Source organism: Aeromonas sp. EU05-FHT14A05, assembly GCF_058791175.1.
Genome location: NZ_JBYTDH010000006.1, coordinates 1 through 19,281, shown reverse-complemented (window position 1 = coordinate 19,281; position 19,281 = coordinate 1). Strand labels below are relative to the sequence as shown.

Sequence of the window (19,281 nt, the reverse complement as noted above, 5' to 3'; positions counted from 1 at the left end):
CCGCGCCGTCAAGGCAACGCTGTGTGACGAGGGCCAGTCTGCTAGACTGGCCCTCTTTTTTCTTCATCTTGCAAAGGAGTGTTGGATGTCTGCTTCTTCCTGGTGGGACAAGTCCACCGGTTTTGCGCTGCTCACCATCTTGCTGTGGGCCTCCCTCGCGGCGCTCACCTCCCGGATCACCAGCGTGTCTCCCCTGGTGCTGGTGGGGCTGGTGCTCTTCTTCTGCGGCGCGGGCACCCTGCCGTTCTGGCGCCAGTGGCGCGCCAGCCGTCTCACCTGGCTGGTGACCATCACGGCCCTGCTGCTCTATCACCTGCTGCTGTTCATGAGCTTTCGCCACGCCCCCGTGCTGGAGGCGAACCTCATCAACTACCTCTGGCCGCTTTGCATCATCTTGTTCACCCCATTGCTGCTGCCGGGCCACCCCCTGAGCCTGCACCATCTGCTGGCCGGGGCCCTGGGCCTGGCGGGCTCGGTGCTGGTGATGGTCGATGGCAAGCTGCAACTGCAACAGGCTCATCTGCCGGGCTACCTGCTGGCCCTCGGCGCCGCCATCGTCTGGGGCGCCTATTCGGTGCTCTCCCGCCGCCTGCCCCCCGCCCCCGCAGTGGTCACGGCGGCCGCCTGCCTGCCCGCGGGGCTCTTGGCCCTGCTGCTCGCCTGGGGGCTGGAGGGGCCGCTGCCCCTCGCCCGCATCCCCCAGGGGGACTGGCTGCTCATCGCCGGGCTGGCCCTCGGTCCCATGGGGGCGGCCTTCGTCACCTGGTATCTGGCGCTGCGAGACGGGGATCCCCGCCGCATCGGGGCGCTCGCCTACCTCACCCCCTTGCTGAGTACCCTGCTGCTGGTCTGGCTCAACGGCGAGCAGCTCACCCCGCGCCACCTGCTGGCGGGGACCCTCATCATGGGCGGTGCCCTGCTCGGCTTGCTGGTAAAGGCCCCCGGGAGCCGCAAAGCGGCACAACCGCTGTCATAAAAACGCCATCTCCCCTGCTTAAGCTCACGCCCATTGCGTGCTTCTAGCAGGACTCAGATGTGAAAATTGCCCATTATGCCTCCCTCTCTTCCCTCGTACTGCTGCTGGTGGCCGGCGTTCAGGCCACCGCCCTCTATCACGGCTGGCAGCAGTTCAATCGGGCCGAACAGGCCCAGCGCCAGCAGGAGCGCCTGCAACAACAACTGAGCGGTCCCCTGCAGGGGGCCCTTCGCGACTACCTCGGCAGCGGCGATCCCCTGCGCCTGGCCGAGGCCCAGGGGGTGCGCCAGCAGGCGCTCGCGCTGCTGGCGCAGCTGGACGGGCAGCAAGCCGACCCGCTGCGCGCCCGGCTCGAGCAGATGGGGGCACGCATCGAGGGGGACTATCTGGCGGCGGGCAAGCTCTCCGGCAACAGCCAGTGGCTGCTGCAAAATGCCGAGAACGAGCTGAGCACCCAGGCCCGGGCGCTGCTGCGTTACGGCCAGCAGGGGGCAAACCGGGATCCGGCCAGCGCCGAGGCCTATCGCCAGGGGGCCGCCGACATACTGGCGACCCTGCCCGCCCTCGCCCACCAGCGCCAGAACTACATGGAGCAGGCGAGCGCCAAGCGCCTCGAAGGATTGCAGTTCGAACTCGCCGCCCTGCAAAAGCAGGCGGATTCCCTGGCGGCCCTGCCGAGCCTGAACCTCTTCGAGGAGACCGCCGCCGACGAGTTCACCCTGGGAGAGCCGGTGCGCAAGGAGCTCGGGGAGCTGCCCAAAGCCGAGCTGGTCTCCCTGCTCAAGCGCTACCCCATGGAGCTCGAGAACAGCAGCAAGGCGCTGCAACAGCAGCAACTGGCGCGCCAGATGGTGCAGCAGGACATCACCCATCTGCTGCAGGCCGGTGAGCAACTGGGTGAGCGGCTCGCCGCCGCCCGCCAGACCATGAACCGGGAGCTCGCCACCGTGCTCGGCTCCCTGGCGCTCTGCCTGGTAGTGGTCGCCCTGCTGTTCGCCCTGGTGCAGCGCCGCTGGCTGGTCAGGCCCCTGCTGCGACTGCGGGCGGCCTTCCTGCAGCTCGATGCCACGGGTCAGGCGCAGTTGCTGGCAACGGGGCGCGAGCGCAACGAGCTGGCCGACATAGTCGCGAGCTACAACCGCCTGATCCAGCGCCTGCAACAGGATCAGCAACAGAAGGCGGGCCAGCTCTCCAGCGTCTCCTCCAGCCTGCAGGAGATGGTGGAGCAGGTGCAGGAGATCCATCACAGCACCCGCACCACGGAGCAGGCAGTGGATGAGAGCGATACCATGATGCAGGAGCTCAATCAGCTCGCCAGCGAGGTGCACCAGGTCGCCGCCGAGATAGCGGAGCACGCCCAGCACAACGAGCACTCCATGAGCCAGAGCGAGCAACTGGTGGGGGGCATGCTGGCGGCCACCGCCCAGACCGGGCTTGCCATCGACGAGAGCAGCAGCGCCCTGGCCCAGCTGACCCGCTCGGTGGAGGATGTGACCGCCATCGTCGACGTCATCGGCCACATCTCCCAGCAGACCAACCTGCTGGCCCTCAACGCCGCCATCGAGGCGGCCCGCGCCGGCGAGCAGGGGCGCGGCTTCGCGGTGGTGGCCGACGAGGTGCGCCACCTCTCCGCCGACACCCAGCGCTCCCTCGGCCAGATCACCGAGATCCTGGCGAGCCTCACCCAGGCGGGGGATCAGCTCGCCACCGTGCTGACCCGCATCACGACGGAGGCGGCCGGGCAGCGCCAGCAGGCCGAACAGTTGCGCCAGACCACCCAGACGGTGCGGGAGATGGCGCGCAGCACCGCCGTCATCGCCCTGCAGGGGGCCGACAACGCCAGAAGCCAGGAGCACAGGCTGGCCAGCTTCGCCGCCCTCATCGGCCGCATCAGCCAGCACGCCCGCCAGGGCAGCCGTCTCTCGGTGCAGGTCTCGGAGCACATCCACCACCAGGCCCAGCAGATCCCCCGGATCCTGAGCCAGGCCTGAGTCAGCCGCCCCTCGGCTGGCCCGGCGTCCCTATGTGCGCCGGGCCTGCCCCCTCATCTGCCCTCATTCAAGTCCGCCCCCGCGCGGCCCTGCCGGATGCAGTGACCCCTGCCGGGGAGTCGGCTCGACGCCACCCGGCCAGGGGCGCCGACCCGGCAGGGCGGACATCTTTTTTTGTGACACAAAATTATATGTTGCCGTCAGGTTAACAAAGAAAGTTCTGCTTCCACGTCAAGATCCCCCCAGGTAAACGGAAAAAACCACCTGAAAGCGTTCTCATTGCCGACATGAGTGGGCTGGGAGTGCCCACACCAAGAATCATGATTATTTGCACTCGGTCATATTTTTGAAACTTCAAGGGAACTTCCGGTTGATATTTCGCACCGCGAACGTACTCTTGGTGGTGTCCGATCGCCAAGGGTCGGTACATAAAAAACAATGACTGTAAATATACAGATGACCCCTAGCCGATGCGCCAAGGCATTCGGGAACCAGGGGACGACACAGACAAGAATTTTTTGCCCTACGGGGTGTTGATTGCAATGCCAATGCCGAGCGGCGGGCCTCTGCCCGACTGCCGGAAAAAAAAGCTAAGTCCATAAAATCAGGAGCAATAACAAATGGAAAAAGTGATCTTCAAGCGCGCCTCTTTGAGTGCCGCCGTGGTTGCGGCGCTGCTCGCCCCCGGCATGGCATCCGCGGCTCAAGACATGATGAGCCCGGAATACGGCAAGTCCTATGAAGCCTTCATCGACGAAGGCAAGCTGACAGGCGGCCTGTTCTACTTCCAGCGCGAGCGTGATCGCGTCCAGGCCGGTCCGGGTCAGGATGGCAAATACCACTCCAACCTGAGCCATGCCACCACCCAGGCAGCCCTGAACTACAACTCCGGTTATGCCTGGGGCATGGTCGGGCTGGATGTCGGCGGCTTTGGTGCCTATGACCTGGCCGTTGACGAGAGCAACGGGGTCAACGAAGAGAACGAATTCTCCTTCTGGGGCGACCAGTGGGGTTCAGGTGGTGACGGTGTTCCCGAGAATGGCTTCAGCCTCTCCACCGCCGCCCTGAAACTCAAGTTCGGTGACGCTGTCACCGCCAAGGGTGGTTACACCCAGCTCTATGTACCCGGCATCCTCGGCGTCAACTGGTCCTATCAACCCGGTACCTACCGCGGTGGCCAGATCGAAGGCAACTTCGGCGGCCTCTACCTGACCTACGCCATCGCCGATGAGTACAAGGCGCCCTGGTTCAAGAACACCGCCGGCTTCTCCAAGAGCAGCCCCTATGCCAGCGATCCCTTCACCGATGCGAACAAGATCGACTACATCCACGGTCTGGCAGCCCGTTACACCTTTGAAGACGGCACCGCCATCACAGGCGGCTTCGGTCAGTCCGAAGGCTACATGGACAGCTACCACTTCAAGCTGGCTCACAAGTTTGACGTGCTGGGTGGTCTGAACACCAGCTACCAGTTCTACGGTTCCGACACCGAGAACGAAGACTATGACGGTCTGGCATGGCAACAAGCCCTGACCGCAAGCTGGGCAGCCGGTCCCTACTCCTTCCGCCTGGAAGGTCTGTACACCAAGGCCGAAGGGGATCTGGGCAACTACCTGCCCCGTCTGACCCGTGGCTACGGCAACTCCCAGGGTGCGAACGAGATCTGGTGGGATTCCCGCTCAGACTGGAACCACAACGAAGAGAAGGCCGTCTTCTTCGGTACCACTCGTACCCTGGATGATCTGGTCGGTGCTCCGGGTTGGGCCGCGGGTGTCTCCGGTGCCTACGGTTGGGATGCCAACAATGGCGACGGCACCCTGGAGCCGGGCAAAGAGTGGGCCGTCAACTTCGACGTCATGTACACGGTGCAGGATGGCAAGCTGAAGGGCACTCTGTTCAAGCTGCACTACACCGATTACAACAACGAGCAGGACGACAAGGGCAGCTGGTACTACCCGAACATGTTCAGCTCCGAGCATGACGTCAAGTTCCACATCATCATGCCGTTCACCATCATGTAATCAGGCATCTGTTCTGATCGAAAACCGGGCCACGTGGCCCGGTTTTGTTTTTGGTGGCGCTCGGGCTACCATGCCATCTTCGGCCCTGTGCTGGCCGCCAATCAGGATGATCTTCATGCCCCACCCCTTCGTGCTTATCACCGGCTGCTCCAGCGGCATCGGCCTCGCCGCCGCCAACGCGCTCGGCGCCCACGGCTTCACCGTGATCGCCTCCGCCCGCAAGGCCGAGGATGTCGCCCAGCTGCAACAACAGGGTCTGCTGGCGGTGCAACTGGATCTGGCGGACACCGCCAGCATAGAGCGGGGGGCGGCAGAGGCGCTGGCCCTGGCCGGGGGACGCCTGTACGGGCTGTTCAACAACGGCGCCTACGGCCAGCCCGGCGCGCTGGAAGACTTGCCGACGGAGGCGCTCAAGGCGCAGTTCAACACCAATCTGTTTGGCTGGCATCATCTCATTCGTCAGGTGCTGCCGGCCATGCTGGCCGTGGGCGAGGGACGCATCGTGCAGAACAGCTCTGTGCTTGGCCTGGTGGCCATGAAGTATCGCGGCGCCTACAACGCCAGCAAGTTCGCGCTGGAAGGCTACACCGATACCCTGCGCCTGGAGCTCGAGGGCAGCGGCGTGCACATCAGCCTGATCGAGCCCGGCCCCATCGACACCCGGTTTCGTGCCAATGCCCGCGACGCCTTCGTGCGCCACATAGATCCGGCCCAGAGCCGCCATCAGGGCGCCTATCGCCAGACCCTGACCCGGCTGGAGAAAGAGGGCTCTACCAGCGGCTTCACGCTGCCGAGCGAGGCCTGCATACCGCCGCTGCTGCACGCGCTGCAGAGCAAGCGCCCCAGGCACCGCTACCCGGTCACCCTGCCCACCAGGCTGTTCAGCATACTGCGTCGCCTGTTGCCGAGCCGCTGGCTTGACCGGATCCTCGGCAAGTCGGCCTGATCCCCGGCGGGGGCGGATCCCCGCCCAAGCACCCGCATCTGTTCAGTAGTGCTGGCCGTTGCTGTCGTACCGGGACTTGACCGTCTGGACAGCACCTGTATCCACAATGACATCCGTTCAATAGTGCTGGCCGTTGCTGTCGTACCGGGACTTGACCGTCCGAACAGCAGCTCTATCCGCCGTGACATGCGCTCAGTAGTGCTGGCCGTTGCTGTCCACCGGGACTTGACCGTCCGAACAGCATCTCTTATCCGCCGTGACATGCGTTCAATAATGCTGGCCGTTGCTGTCGCACCGGGACTTGACCGTCCGAACAGCAGCTCTATCCGCCGTGACATGCGCTCAGTAGTGCTGGCCGTTGCTGTAGTAGGCGCTCTTGACGATGGGCAGCACCTGCACCACCACATAGGTCTGCTCCCCCAGCACCGCCTTGAGATGGCGGGTGATGAGGGCGGCGGCGGCATCCTGCATCTCCTGCGGGCGCTCGAACCAGACCAGCTCCACGAAGGGGAAACCGGCCTCGGGCTGGCCGTCTCGCACCCACTGGCTCGGCACGCACTCCAGAGTGACGAACTCCGGCTTGCCGCCGGTCAGGGCGCAGAGATCCGCCAGCAGGGGCGTGCTTATCTGCTGCAGGGTGTCGACAGAAACTGCCCGAAAACGAAGGTGGGGCATGGGAAACCTCTTGGCTGTGACAAATGAGGACTTATCATAGAGCACTGATCCCGCTCACATAAGGTGCCTCATGAGATTCCATCGCACGCTGCTCTCCTTACTGCTTTGGCTGCTGCTGCCGCTGAACGCCTATGCCGATCCGGCCTTCTATCGCATCAGCAAGGGCAACGAACAGCACTGGTTGCTGGGGTCCATCCACGCGGGCAAACCCTCCCTCTATCCCCTGCCGGATCCCGTGGAGCGCGCCTGGCAGCAGAGTCGCGCCCTGGTGATGGAGGTGGACATGACCCACATCAGCCAGGCCCAGTGGCAGGAGATGGGGGCCATCACCCGGTTGGTGGATGGCAAGACCCTCAAGGATCACCTGCCCATCGACCTCTACCGGCGCACCCTGATCGCCGCCGGCCAGAACGGCCTGACCGAGAGCATGCTGGCGCCGCTGCGCCCCTGGTTTGCGGCCATCACCCTGACCCAGGCGGCCCTGGAGCGCACCGGCTATCGCGGTGAATTCGGAGTGGATCAGCACTTCGCCAGGCGGGCGAACGACGGCGGCAAACCCATAGTCGGGCTGGAGACTCTGCTGGAGCAGCTCGGCTATCTCGCGAGCGTCGGTGACAACCAGACCCTGATGCTGGAGAGCACCCTGGATGAGTTGCCCGAGCTCAAGACCGGTTTCGATGCGGTGATGAAGGCATGGCAGGAGGGCGATCAGGCCACCCTGATCAACCTGCTCAAGGAGGAGATGGCGCCGCCCAAGCTGCAAGCCTGGCTGGAGCAGACCCTGCTGGCGGAGCGCAACCGCAACTGGGTCAAGAAGTGGCCCGACCTGCCAGACGAGAGCTTTATCGTGGTAGGGGCCCTGCACCTTTACGGCGAGCAGGGCCTGCTCGCGCTGCTGGAGCAGCAGGGCTGGCGCATCACGCCGCTCACCGAACCCGCAGCGGCAGACTGAGTCCGCCAGACCGGCCCCCTGCCGCCAGGCAGGGCGCCGGGTGCGAGGCCGCTCACAGAATGGGTTGCCGATTAAATAACCACAGAGGGACTTGATCGAGATCATCTCACCCCACCCAAAGAGGTATCTATCATGCCTGTCATCGCGCAATGACAGGAGTGGACGAGATGGAATTCTGGATGAACCTGATGTTCGGCAACAGCGTGGGGCTGATGTCCATGCTGGTGATTATCGGCACCTTCCTGCTGATCAGCGCCTACGCGGTCTATTTCATCTACAAGGTGATGCACGCCGAGCCGCCGAAAGAGGGTCAATAACCCGGCGCGGCACCGGGTGCGGGCCCCTGAGCCCGCCCCGCCCGCCATTCTAAGCACGGGTCAGGCCCGCTATAATGCCCCCTCATTCTCATGCGGGGAGCCTGCCGTGTCTCATAACGACGAACTCTCACTGTTCCTGCAGGAAGTGGCCGACGTGCGGCCGCTGCGCAGCGATCACATAGCCCCCAGCACGGGCAACAGCCTGCCGACCGAGGCGCAACTCGCGCGCCGGGAAGCCGCCACCGCCGAACAGCTCAATCTGGATCAGCTCGACATGGAGGCGGTCGAGATGCTGGATCCCCACGACATCGTTGGCTTCAAGCGCGACGGCGTGCAGGAGGGGGTCTACAAGAAGCTGCGGCTCGGCAAGTACGAGCTGCAAGGCTCCCTCGACCTGCACCACAAGACCATCAAGGAGGCGCGAACCGCCCTGGTGCAGTTCATCCAGGAGTGCGAGGTGCGGGACATCCGCTGCCTGCTGATCCTGCACGGCAAGGGGGAGCGCAGCACGCCGCGCGCCCTGCTCAAGAGCCATGTCAGCGCCTGGCTGCCGCAACTCCCTGCGGTGATGGCCATGCACAGCGCCGAGCGTCGCCACGGCGGCAGCGGCGCGCTCTATGTGCTGCTGCGAAAGAGCGAGCGCAAGAAGGCCGAGAACCGCGAACGTCACCAGAAGCGCCTCAGCTGACCGCCTGAGGGTGGCCCCCGCCCGTGGCTCAGTGCTAGCATCGGGCAGCCCCGATCATGCCAGGTACGGGGTGCATACCATCAGGGACGATAACAAGGACAATCCCATGTCATACCAGAAACTCGAACAACATCAGCAACAACTGCACCGCCTCTCCCACCTGTCCGCCATCTGCGGCTGGGATCAGGCCGCCATGATGCCGGAGGGGGGCAACGAGGCCCGCGCCGAGGCGATGGCGGAGCTCGGTGTGCTGATCCACCACAAGCGCACCGCCCCCGAACTCGGCGACTGGATTGCCAGGGCCGAGAGCGAGCCGCTGGACGCGACCCAGCGGGCGAACCTCGCGGAGATCAAGCGCCACTGGCAGGATGCGAGCCTGCTGCCAAGCGAGCTGGTGGAGGCGCTCTCCTTGGCCGGCAGCAAGTGCGAGCACGCCTGGCGCCGCCAGCGCAAGGAGAACGACTGGGCGGGCTTTGCCCCTAATCTCGAGGAGGTGGTGCGCCTGTCGCGGGAGGTGGCGACCTTGCGCGCCGAGGCGCTCGGGGTGCGCCCCTATGACGCCATGCTGGCGCTGTACGAGCCCGGCATGACGAGCGCGCGGCTGGATCAGATCTTCGGCGATCTGACGAGCTGGCTGCCCGGCCTCATCCAGACCGTGAGCGAGCGGCAGAAGCGCGACGCCATCCTCACCCCGAACGGGCCCTTCCCGGTTGCGACGCAGCAGGCGCTCGGTCAGGAGGTGATGGGGCTGCTCGGCTTTGATTTTGCGCACGGCCGGCTCGACGTGAGCAGCCACCCGTTCTGCGGCGGCGTGCCGACGGATGTGCGCATCACCACGCGCTACAACGAGGACGAATTCGTCTCCAGCCTGATGGGCATAGTGCACGAGACGGGCCACGCGCGCTACGAGCAGGGCTTGCCGCGCCATCTGCTCGGCCAGGCGGTCGCCGAGGCGCGTTCCATGGGCATTCACGAGAGCCAGAGCCTGTTCTGCGAGATGCAGCTCGGCCATCACCCCGCGTTCCTCGCACTGCTGGCGCCGCGCATCCGCGCGCACTTCGGCGAGCAGGCTGCGCTCGCACCGGCGAACCTCGAGAAGCTGTACAACAGGGTCGAGCCCGGCTTCATCCGCGTCGATGCAGACGAGGTGACATATCCGGCGCACGTGATACTGCGCTACGAGCTGGAGCGCGATCTCATCGAGGGGCGTATCGAGGTCGCGGACATCCCGGCGCTGTGGGATGCGAAGATGCAGCAGTGGCTCGGGCTGTCCACCAAGGGCAACTACCAGAATGGCTGCATGCAGGACATCCACTGGACGGACGGGTCGTTTGGCTACTTCCCGAGCTACACGCTTGGCGCCATGTATGCGGCGCAGCTGCGCTTCGCGCTGGAGCGTGAACTCGGCGACATGGGCACGCTCGTGGCGTCTGGCCGCCTGCCGGAGATCTTTGGCTGGCTCGGCCGCCACATCTGGTCCCAGGGCAGCCTGCACGGCACGGACGAGCTCATTCGTCGCGCGACCGGCGAGGCACTGAATCCGCAGTGGCTGCGCAAGCACCTCGAACAGCGCTATCTGAAATAACCGCTCCCGGGCGCGACCCTCGTCGCGCCCGCTTTCCCCCTGCCCCACTATTTTTGCTATCCCTGTCCGTTTTTGGCTAGTCACCCCTCTTGCCCCCGCTTAGTCTCTGGGACATACCCACAGAAATCCGAGTCATGCCATGAACACAGCGCCCCCAGTCCCAACGCCCCAGGACGAGATCATCCCCGGCCTCACGCGCGAGCAGTGCCACGCCGCGCGGCTCGCGCGAGACGCACGTTTCGACGGCCGCTTCTTCACCGGCGTGCTGTCCACCGGCATCTATTGCCGCCCCATCTGCCCTGCGCGGGCGCCGCACGAGCACAACGTGCGCTATTTTCGCTTCGCGGCGGCGGCGGAGCAGCACGGGCTGCGCCCCTGCCTGCGCTGTCGCCCGGAGCTCGCACCGGCGCAGAGCGGGGATCTGCCGACCCTGGTCGCCCAGGTGCTGGCGCGCATCGAGCGCGGCGAGCTCGCGGAGCACAGCCTGGGCGCGCTCGCGGCGCAGGCCGGGATCACTGAGCGCACGCTGCGGCGCCAGTTCGAGCAACACCTCGGCGCGTCGCCAAAGCAGGTGGAGCAGACGCGCCGCCTGCTGCTCGCGAAGCGACTGCTGACGGAGACGCAACTGCCCATCACGGACGTCGCGTTCGCGTCTGGCTTTGCGAGTATTCGCCGCTTCAACGACGCCTGGCAACAGGCGTACGGGCTGACGCCGGGCGCCCTGCGCAAGCGGGAGGGCGGTGCGTCGGCGCAGACGCCGCAGGCGAGCCTGCAGTTGCAACTGATGTACCGCCCGCCGTTCGATGCCCAGGCCATGCTCGCGTTCTACCGGCTGCGCGCCATTCCGGGGCTGGAGCGGGTGGATGAGCACGGCTACGAGCGCCGCCACCGGGTCGGCGAGCAGGAGGGGCTAGTTCGCATCGAGCCCCTCGAGCGGGAGAGGCTCAGGCTGACGGTGCAGGATCTGCCGCCGAGTGCGCTGCCGGACATACTGTATCGCGTGCGCCGCATGTGGGATCTCGACGCGGACATGGTGCGCATCGGCGAGCAGCTCGGGCAGGATCCGCTGCTGGCGCGGATACAGGGGCGCTGGCCCGGGGTGCGGCTGCCGGGGGGCTGGGACGAATACGAGGTGATGCTGCGCGCCATCGTCGGCCAGCAGGTGTCGGTCAAGGGCGCCATCACCATCATGGGGCGCCTGGTGGCACGCACCCTGGCGCAGTTCGGGGTGGCGCAGCTGCCCACCCCGGCCCAGCTGTGCGAGCTGGATCTGGACGGCATCGGCATGCCGGGCAGCCGTATCCGCACGCTGCAGGGATTGGCCTCGGCACTCGCGAGCGGCGCGCTCACCCTGGGCAGAGCGAGCGACGCGCAACTGCTCGCGCTGCCGGGCATAGGCCCCTGGACTGTCGCCTACTGGCGGCTGCGCTGCGGGCTGGACACAAACGCCTTCCCCACCTCGGATCTCGTGCTGCAAAAGGCGCTGGGAGGCGGCACCAAGCTGCCGGTGAAGGAAGTGGAGGCGCGCAGCGCCCCCTGGCAGCCGTGGCGCGCCTATGCCGCGAGCTGGCTGTGGCACGCCATGAGCGAGCAGCCCTCGCTGCTGGCAGACCCGGCACGGGCGCACCCGGACAACGAACCCAAGGAGACAACCCCATGATCCGCTACGACATTATGCCCACCCGCTGCGGCGATCTGCTGGTCGCCATCGATGAGCAGGGGCTGGTACACGTGGACTTCGTGGCAGGGCTGCGGCCGCTGCCCGACATGAGCGACTGGCGGCAGGACGGCGAGGCGCTCGCCCCCTTCCTCGCCGAGTTTCGAGACTACTTCGCGGGCCGGTTGCAGCGCTTCACGCTGTCGCTCGCGGCGCGGGGCACGGCGTTTCAGCAAGCGGTGTGGCAGGCGTTGTGCGACATCCCCTACGGGGAGACCCGCAGCTACGGCGACATCGCCCGCGCCATCGGCAAGCCGAGCGCGAGCCGCGCCGTCGGGGCCGCGAACGGTCGCAATCCGCTGTCGATCATAGTGCCCTGCCATCGCGTCATCGGCCAAAGCGGCAGCCTGACCGGCTATGCGGGCGGCCTGCCCATCAAGCAGGCGCTGCTGCGCCTCGAGGGGATCCAGCGCTGACCCACGGCTCTGTGTCTCCACAACCAGGGGCCGTCCGGCCCCTGGCCATTCATCTCACCAGCCTGCACAGCCAGACAGCACCTCGCCTGGCACCAACCAGGCAAGAGATTGAAAAAAAACGGTTATACCGATGACTCCGAGAAGGTGAAAGCGGGGACGCCGCCCCCGGGTTGAATACTTGCCGGTCATGGGCCTCAAAGCACGGCGCCGACGGGAGTTTGGGCGAATACTTCGAATACCGGGATGACGCTGCGCGTTGGCAGCTTGCTGACTATCGAGATCACGGCGTGTTTCCTGGCGATCCGATCGCGGCCATTGCCGCGATCCGTTTGAAACGAGGAGGAAACATGTCCACTCCAGTCACCGTCACTGAATTCCAGGTGAAGTCCCACGGCGCCCCAGACGAGGTGCGCACCCCCGACAAGACCCGGGTCGAGGTCGTCAAACTCGATGGCTACACCATAGGGCGGTTCAACTTCGCCCCCGGCTGGCGCTGGTCTGACTGCATCAAACCGGTCGTCAAGACGGAGCAATGCCAGCTCTCGCACCTGGGTTACGCCGTCTCGGGGTCGCTCACGGTCCGTCTCGCAGACGGCACCCTCAAGACCATCAACGCCGGGGAGTCCTACACCATACCGCCGGGGCACGATGCCTGGGTCGAGGGCGATCAGCCGTTCGTTGGCATAGAGGTGCTCAGCGCCGATCAGTTCGCCAAACCATAGTGTGTCGTCGGCAACCCGCCAGGGTTGCGACCGAACCCACCGGTGGGCGCTCGCCCACCGGAACAGACCTCCCAGCAGCCTCGTCTTGTCCACCCGTCATGGTTCCACAGCCATACCGTTTCCCCCTGACGGCTGGCGGCGTGGGCAAGAATTCACATGGTGCCGCTTGCCCGCATGCGTGCCCGGCAGCCCTAGCGCCCCTTGCTCAGGGTCTCCTTGAGACTCGGATTGAAGACGCGCTTGAGGGAGGCGGGGTTGTTCGCCAGCTTGGCCGCCGGGCGGCGCGGACGCCTCACCAGCTCGCCGCCGCAGTTGGGGCAGACAAGGTACAGATACTGATCGTTGCACTCGGCGCAGAAGGTGCACTCGAAGGAGCAGATATAGGCGACCGCTGTGTCGGCGGGCAGATCCCGGTCACAGCATTCACAGTTCGGTCTGAGTTCAAGCATGGGCAAGCTCCGGAAGCACAAGGGGAAACGGGAGAGCGCGCGGCTCAGTCGACGATAAAGAGGCGGGCGCCCAGTTCGGTGTAAGAGCGATGGGGCTCGGCGTTGTCCGCCACCTGATAGCTCATGCCCGGCGTCAGAGTGAAGACCCGGCCATCCTGCAACTCGGTGTGCAGCTCCCCCTCGAGGCAGAGCAGCACGTGCCCCTTGCTGCACCAGTGATCAGCCAGATAGCCGGGGGAGTACTCCACCATCCGCACCCGCAGCGCCCCGAACTGCTGGGTGTGCCAGCGGGCGACGCCGCGCTCCCCCTGGTGTTCGGTCGGCGGGATGTCGGCCCAGCGGGTCGTGCAAAACGGCAGTGCATTGATGTTCATGACAGCTCCTTTGTCAGCAGAGGAAGGCTTGGGGAAGGCTTGGGGAAGGCGCTCACCACGGGACATCCGTGACAAGGCAGCCCCCTCATACTGCCATCAAATCCGCCCCCGCCCTATGCCCACACGGGCAGCCATCACTCCTTGAGGCTGCCCATCACCTGCATCTCGCAGCGGTGGCAGTCAAAGCGCAAGCGGAAGGTATCCTTGCCCATCTTGAGCTCCAGCGGCTCGGCCTTGAGACCGGGCACCTCCTTCGGGCAGAGGTGCTGGCTGTAGCGGATGCAGTGTTTGGTGATCATCAGCACCACCTCCCCCTGCTCCTTGTTCGCCTCAAAAGCGGGGGCGATGCGCCCCACCCCGTGTTCGCGAAAGAACTGCTCGGCCGCGCTGTTCAGCACGTTGCCAAGGTAGGAGAGGCGGTGCTGGGGATAGGTGACGTCGCTCAGGGGGATGCGCCGCTCGGGTCGCCGGTAGGCGGCCAGACGGGCCGCCTCCAGGGCGGCTATGCCGTCCCGGCGCAGGCCGTTGAGCAGGGATGCGGCAATAAATAGCGGCCTCGTGACCACCAACTCAATCCGGCGCGCCACAAACAGGGTGTTGCCGAGCTTGCCGAGCTGGTCCCGGGCCTGTTGCAGTGCCCGCGCCGGGTTGTCGGCCGGCTGCTTGTCGCAGGGGAGCGTGACGGCGGCGCCGATACCCTGCTCGTCCACCAGTTCGAGTCGCAATCCCTCGTCGCACTCGACGAGCTGCATGTCCACCCGGATGCGGCGATCCGCGCTCGCCTTTTCGAGCTGCTTGCTGAATGCCTGATCGTGGTTGCGGAAGATCTCGGTGCCCACCTTCAGCCCCGGCATGCGCTCCGACAGCAGTAACTGCTTGCCCTCCACCTTGTTCAGACGCATCCCCACCAGCTCGTCCCCCGGCTTGAAGAAGCCGAGGCCGTCGCCGTTGTTGAGGGTCACTGGCTTGCCGTCGATCTCGATGCCATCACGGGTCACCCTGCTGACGCGGCCCAGGGGTTCACCCGCGTATTTCGGGCTCCTGGTGGCGTCTATCCCCGGCTGGCGGCCATGGAGGAAGTAGTCGGTACTGCCCCGGTTGAAGCTCTTTTTGGGATCCGGTGTGAAACCGTAGCTGCAGCGACCGGCCGAGGAGGCCACCAGATCGGGGCGGCGTTCGAGAATGGCGTCCAGCTTCTGGCGATACCAGGCGGTGACGTTCTTGACGTAGTCCAGCCCCTTGAGGCGCCCCTCAATCTTGAAGGAGCGGATGCCAGCTGCGATCAGCGCCTCCAGGTTCGCGCTCTGATCCATGTCCTTGAGGGACAACAGGTGGCTGTTCTCCACCAGCACCTCACCCCCTGGGGTTTGCAGGGAGCAGGGCAGCCGGCAGAGCTGGGCGCACTCGCCACGGTTCGCGCTGCGCCCGGTGCGGGCATGGCTGATATTGCACTGGCCGCTGTAGGAGACGCACAGGGCCCCGTGGATAAAGAACTCCAGCTGCACCTGGGTCTGGTCGCTGATGACACGGATCTGCTCAAGGGAGAGTTCTCGGGCCAGCACCACCTGGGAGAAGCCCACGTCCTGCAGAAACTTCACCTTCTCCGGCGTGCGGTTGTCGGTCTGGGTGCTGGCGTGCAGCGCTATGGGAGGGAGGTCGAGCGCCAGCAGCCCCATGTCCTGCACGATCAGCGCATCGGCCCCGGCTTCGTAGATCTGATGGGTCAGGCGCCGGGCCTGCTCCAGCTCGTGGTCGTGCAGCAGGGTGTTGAAGGCGACGAACACCTGGGCGCCGAAGCGGTGGGCGTGACGGGCCAGCGCTTCGATGTCCTCGATGCTGTTGCCCGCCGCGCTGCGGGCACCGAAGGCGGGGCCGCCCATGTAGACGGCATCGGCGCCATGGTTGATGGCTTCGATGCCATAGGCAAGGTTCCTGGCCGGGGCCAGCAGCTCGAGGCGGTTAGTCTGGGTGTGATCCTGCATGGGTCTGATCTGAAGGCGGACGAGAAATGCCCGTCACTCTAGCGAGACCGGGCGCCCTTCGCCTTGATCCCGCTTAAGATCACCGCAGAATGCAGGATTGACCCGGTACAAGGACAAGCACATATGGGCCCTTCTCCCGCCAGGGGAGAAGGGAGCAGAGAGAGTGCCGACTACGCTGGCACCCGACGCGGGTCTAGATCACCACCTTGAGCGCCAGTCCCAGTAGCACCAGGCCGCTCACCTTGTCGATCACGAAGGATTTGGCCTTGAGCCAGGCCAGCACAGGCCCGCGGGAGAGCACCAGGGCCACCAGCACGTACCAGAGCGCGTCTATGCCGCCGGCGGTCAGCATCATGATGCTCCCCTCGCGCCAACCGGTATCGGCGTGCACGAACTGGCTGAACAGGGCGATGAAGAAGATAGCGAGCTGGGGGTTCAAGAAGGCCACCATAAAGCCTTCGAACGCCCCCTGACGGCCACGGGCACCGTGCACCGCCTCGTCGGCAGCGTCGCCACTGGCGGGCTTGGCCAGCAACGCCTTGATCCCGAGCCAAGCGAGGAAGGCGGCGCCGCCGTAGCGGATCAGATCAAACAGCAGCGGGGTCTGGGTGATCAGCAGCGAGAGACCCAGCGCCGTGATCAGGGCATAGATCCCCACCCCCAGGCCGTGGCCGAGCGCCGTGGCCACCCCGTGGCCCTGCCCTCCCTGCACCGTATTGCGGATGATCAGCGCCAGGCTGGGCCCCGGACTGATGGCCCCCATCACGCAAATGGCGGCGAGCGCCAGCCAACTCGTCATTTCCATACCCTTTCCTTCTCTCTAGTCGAATGTCTCTACCTGGGATCAGGGTAGGAGGCGGCCAGCTATGCCAGAAGTGAAAGTTATGAATAGAGTCCATAGCCAACGGCTATAGGCTGGCATAACAAACTGTCCTAGCGGAGGTGATCCGCCTTCAGATCCAGCTGCTTGCGGCTCTCCCCCAGGGTGCGCTGCAGGTGATCCCGCAGGAAGGGGTAGGCCAGCTCGCGAAACCAGCGGTGGGCCGGATCCAGGTGGTGGCGCTGGTGCCACAGCAGATGATACTGCTGGACCCGGGTGGCGAAGGGCAGATCGCAAAAACTCAGGGCATGCTCCCGGGAGAGCTGCCAGGCGATGTGGGCCGGGGTGGTCATCAGGCAGTCGGTGCGCAGCAGCACCTCCACCGCAGCCTGGAAGAAGGGCACCCGGGCGAACCAGCGGCGGGAGAGCCCCAGAGGCGCCAGCACCTGCTCCACCGGGCTGTCCTTGTCGCCGCCGCCGCTCACCTGCAGATGAGGCCAGGCGAGGTAGTCATCCAGGCTGGGCGCCGTGCCCGAGAGCGGGTGGTGACGCCCCATCAGCATCACCAGCCTGTCCTCTCCCTGGTGCAGGCCGCGGATCTGATCCGGCACCAGCTCGGTGATGGTGGAGACCAGATCCAGCTCGGACTGCCACAGCTGCGGCAGCTGGCGTTTGTCCCACAGGCTGTACTCCAGCGCCGCCAGGGGGGCGGCCCTGGCCAGGGCCGCGCAGATGTAGGGCAGGATATGCTGGGCCACGTAGTCGGAGGAGGCGAGCCGGAACACCCGCTCGCAGCGCTCGGGGGCAAACTCGGGTGCCGCATAGAGCCGCTCCAGGGCACCGAGGGAATCGGCAAGCGCCGCCGCCAGGCTCTCGGCCCGCGGCGTCAGCAGCCAGCGCTGTCCCTCCCGCACCAGCAGCTCGTCACCAAACTCGCTGCGAAGCTGGCCGAGCTGCTTGCTGATGGAGGGCTGGCTCAGATGCAGCAGCTCCGCCGCCCGGCTGATGTTGCGGGTCTCCAGCAGCACCTTGAGGGTGGGCAAGAGGTTGAGATTCGCTTTGTGCACTGACAACACCTCGGGAAGGGAGAGCCTGGGTCGGCTCTCATCTTAAGACAAGGAGAAGCGGGAATTTAAGCAAAATCACCACCTTGTTCCCCCTGCCCCCCCTTGCGCTCCCCTCCCCGCGGGATGACACTGGAAAGCCTGTACGACATAATTGCGCACTTTTCCGCCCGCGGGCGATCCACAACAAGAAGCGATAACAAGATGAAATACGCCAATATCACCGGCTGGGGCAAATGCCTCCCCCCCGCAGTGCTGACCAACGATGATCTCAGCACCATCATGGATACCTCGGATGAGTGGATCTATCCGCGTACCGGCATCAAGGCCCGCCGGGTCTCCCACGTCAGCACCCAGGCACTCGCCACCCTGGCCGCCCGCCGCGCCCTGGCCTGCGCCGGTCTGGACGCCGGTGAACTCGATGGCATCATACTGGCCACCGCCACCCCGGGCACGCTGGTCCCGAACTGTGCCTCTGCCGTGCAGCAGGCCCTGGGCGCCCACAAGGCGGCGGTGTTCGACCTCAATGCCGCCTGTACCGGCTTCGTCTACGCGCTCTCGGTCGCCACCTCCCTGGTGCAGACCGGCATGATGCAGAAGGTGCTGGTGATAGGCGCCGAGCGTCTCATCCAGTTGCTGGACTGGGCCAAGCGCGACACAGCAGTGCTGTTTGGCGACGGCGCCGGCGCCGTGGTGATAGAGGCGAGCGAGCAGAAGAGCGGCCTGATTGCCAGCAAGCTCGGCTGTGACAGCGAGGCGCGGGAGATACTGCACGTGCCGAACTTCGGGACGGATCGGGTGCGTTTCGCCGACATCGACGGTCTGTTCACCTTCAACTTCGAGGGACAGGAGATCTTCAAGCGCGCCGTGCGCGGCATGGGCGAGGCCACAGGTGCCGTGCTGGCCCAGGCCGGCATAGCCCCCGAGCAGGTCGACCTCATAGTCCCGCACCAGGCCAACGTGCGCATCATAGAGACCCTGGCCAAGCGGATGAACGCCCCCATGGAGAAGGTGATGGTCAATATCGAGCAGTACGGCAACACCTCCGCCGCCACCGTGCCCATCGCCCTGTGCGAGGCGCTGGAGCAGGGCCGGGTCAAGCCAGGCAGCCACCTGCTGACCGCCGCCTTCGGGGCCGGCCTGACCTGGGGCGCCGCCCTCATCAAATGGGGCCCTCGTGTCACCCCGCTCGGCCAATGTGACGAGGAGCTGCCCCCCTGCGAGCAGAGCGCCCTCGAGCTCATCGCCCACGCGGTTCAGGGCTGCCAGCAGGCGCGCACCTCAGACGCCTGAGCCTCGCCACAGCCACCCTCTCCCGCATAAAAAAGAGGAGCCCATCGTGGCTCCTCTGTGCATGCACTCCCTGCCGGCCCCCTCGGACATCGGCATAAAAGTCATTGAAAAGCGTGAATTTTGAGCGAAACATATCAAAAAATAACCACTTGACACTTTTTTGTCGTCAGAATGCGGCCAAGGGGTTCACAACCTTGCCGGATCTGGTAGTATGCGGCCTCGCACTTGGGGAGGGGTTCCCGAGCGGCCAAAGGGATCAGACTGTAAATCTGACGGCTCTGCCTTCGAAGGTT

Annotated in this window: 18 protein-coding genes; 12 read left to right on the top strand and 6 right to left on the bottom strand. The window is 65.4% G+C overall.

The features are described 5' to 3' along the window. The first annotated feature begins 85 nt into the window (after positions 1 to 85). The 4 genes from AC3WR3_RS10450 (at position 86) to AC3WR3_RS10435 (ending at position 5,934) form a co-directional block, all read left to right on the top strand. Positions 86 to 976, top strand: a complete 891-nt coding sequence (locus AC3WR3_RS10450) for a DMT family transporter (protein WP_492291818.1) — start codon at positions 86 to 88, stop codon at positions 974 to 976. Positions 977 to 1,035: 59 nt separating this feature from the next. Continuing rightward, the gene (locus AC3WR3_RS10445; RefSeq protein WP_492291817.1) at positions 1,036 to 2,967 is read left to right on the top strand and encodes a methyl-accepting chemotaxis protein; all 1,932 of its coding nucleotides are present in this window, start codon (positions 1,036 to 1,038) and stop codon (positions 2,965 to 2,967) included. Positions 2,968 to 3,587: 620 nt separating this feature from the next. Further along, entirely contained in the window at positions 3,588 to 4,988 is a 1,401-nt protein-coding gene (locus tag AC3WR3_RS10440; protein WP_139439698.1) for an OprD family outer membrane porin, read from the top strand. A gap of 115 nt (positions 4,989 to 5,103) precedes the next feature. Continuing rightward, on the top strand, positions 5,104 to 5,934 hold the full coding sequence (locus AC3WR3_RS10435; protein WP_247627128.1) for an SDR family oxidoreductase: 831 nt from the start codon (positions 5,104 to 5,106) through the stop codon (positions 5,932 to 5,934). Between the two features lie 342 nt (positions 5,935 to 6,276). On the opposite strand, the gene AC3WR3_RS10430 is transcribed toward AC3WR3_RS10435, so the two are convergent. Next, on the bottom strand, positions 6,277 to 6,609 hold the full coding sequence (locus tag AC3WR3_RS10430) for a DUF1904 family protein (RefSeq protein ID WP_139439700.1): 333 nt from the start codon (positions 6,607 to 6,609) through the stop codon (positions 6,277 to 6,279). 70 nt (positions 6,610 to 6,679) lie between these two features. Here AC3WR3_RS10430 and AC3WR3_RS10425 point away from each other — a divergent pair, with 70 nt between their 5' ends. From AC3WR3_RS10425 to AC3WR3_RS10395, 7 genes are all read left to right on the top strand, one after another. Continuing rightward, positions 6,680 to 7,561 (top strand): TraB/GumN family protein, encoded by an 882-nt coding sequence (locus AC3WR3_RS10425; RefSeq protein WP_202047030.1) that lies wholly within the window; start codon positions 6,680 to 6,682, stop codon positions 7,559 to 7,561. 167 nt (positions 7,562 to 7,728) lie between these two features. After that, positions 7,729 to 7,878 carry a DUF3149 domain-containing protein gene (locus AC3WR3_RS10420; RefSeq protein WP_081805766.1) on the top strand — a complete coding sequence of 50 codons (150 nt, stop codon included), beginning with the start codon at positions 7,729 to 7,731 and terminating at the stop codon, positions 7,876 to 7,878. A gap of 106 nt (positions 7,879 to 7,984) precedes the next feature. Next, positions 7,985 to 8,566 (top strand): DNA endonuclease SmrA, encoded by a 582-nt coding sequence (smrA, locus tag AC3WR3_RS10415; protein ID WP_429107204.1) that lies wholly within the window; start codon positions 7,985 to 7,987, stop codon positions 8,564 to 8,566. A gap of 106 nt (positions 8,567 to 8,672) precedes the next feature. Beyond that, positions 8,673 to 10,151 carry a carboxypeptidase M32 gene (locus AC3WR3_RS10410; RefSeq protein ID WP_202047032.1) on the top strand — a complete coding sequence of 493 codons (1,479 nt, stop codon included), beginning with the start codon at positions 8,673 to 8,675 and terminating at the stop codon, positions 10,149 to 10,151. Between the two features lie 139 nt (positions 10,152 to 10,290). Continuing rightward, positions 10,291 to 11,811: an AlkA N-terminal domain-containing protein gene (locus AC3WR3_RS10405; RefSeq protein ID WP_492291816.1), complete on the top strand. Its 1,521-nt coding sequence runs from the start codon at positions 10,291 to 10,293 to the stop codon at positions 11,809 to 11,811. Continuing rightward, positions 11,808 to 12,284: a methylated-DNA--[protein]-cysteine S-methyltransferase gene (locus AC3WR3_RS10400; RefSeq protein ID WP_492291815.1), complete on the top strand. Its 477-nt coding sequence runs from the start codon at positions 11,808 to 11,810 to the stop codon at positions 12,282 to 12,284. Before AC3WR3_RS10405 ends, AC3WR3_RS10400 begins: the two co-directional genes overlap by 4 nt. Before the next feature lie 347 nt (positions 12,285 to 12,631). Then, positions 12,632 to 13,006: a cupin domain-containing protein gene (locus tag AC3WR3_RS10395; protein WP_041206310.1), complete on the top strand. Its 375-nt coding sequence runs from the start codon at positions 12,632 to 12,634 to the stop codon at positions 13,004 to 13,006. Positions 13,007 to 13,197: 191 nt separating this feature from the next. On the opposite strand, the gene AC3WR3_RS10390 is transcribed toward AC3WR3_RS10395, so the two are convergent. The 5 genes from AC3WR3_RS10390 to AC3WR3_RS10370 all read right to left on the bottom strand — a co-directional run bounded on the left by AC3WR3_RS10390 (position 13,198) and on the right by AC3WR3_RS10370 (position 17,698). Continuing rightward, positions 13,198 to 13,455 carry a DUF1272 domain-containing protein gene (locus AC3WR3_RS10390; RefSeq protein ID WP_492291814.1) on the bottom strand — a complete coding sequence of 86 codons (258 nt, stop codon included), beginning with the start codon at positions 13,453 to 13,455 and terminating at the stop codon, positions 13,198 to 13,200. 44 nt (positions 13,456 to 13,499) lie between these two features. After that, on the bottom strand, positions 13,500 to 13,829 hold the full coding sequence (locus AC3WR3_RS10385) for a DHCW motif cupin fold protein (RefSeq protein WP_139439708.1): 330 nt from the start codon (positions 13,827 to 13,829) through the stop codon (positions 13,500 to 13,502). Positions 13,830 to 13,963: 134 nt separating this feature from the next. Continuing rightward, on the bottom strand, positions 13,964 to 15,811 hold the full coding sequence (locus AC3WR3_RS10380; RefSeq protein ID WP_492291813.1) for a peptidase U32 family protein: 1,848 nt from the start codon (positions 15,809 to 15,811) through the stop codon (positions 13,964 to 13,966). Between the two features lie 193 nt (positions 15,812 to 16,004). Continuing rightward, positions 16,005 to 16,616, bottom strand: coding sequence for a LysE family translocator (locus AC3WR3_RS10375; RefSeq protein WP_202047038.1), 612 nt, complete (start codon positions 16,614 to 16,616; stop codon positions 16,005 to 16,007). Between the two features lie 128 nt (positions 16,617 to 16,744). Then, on the bottom strand, positions 16,745 to 17,698 hold the full coding sequence (locus AC3WR3_RS10370) for a LysR family transcriptional regulator (protein WP_492291812.1): 954 nt from the start codon (positions 17,696 to 17,698) through the stop codon (positions 16,745 to 16,747). A gap of 201 nt (positions 17,699 to 17,899) precedes the next feature. Here AC3WR3_RS10370 and AC3WR3_RS10365 point away from each other — a divergent pair, with 201 nt between their 5' ends. After that, a complete protein-coding gene (locus AC3WR3_RS10365; RefSeq protein WP_265436593.1) occupies positions 17,900 to 18,988 on the top strand; it encodes a ketoacyl-ACP synthase III in 1,089 nt (362 codons plus the stop codon). Positions 18,989 to 19,281 lie beyond the last annotated feature (293 nt).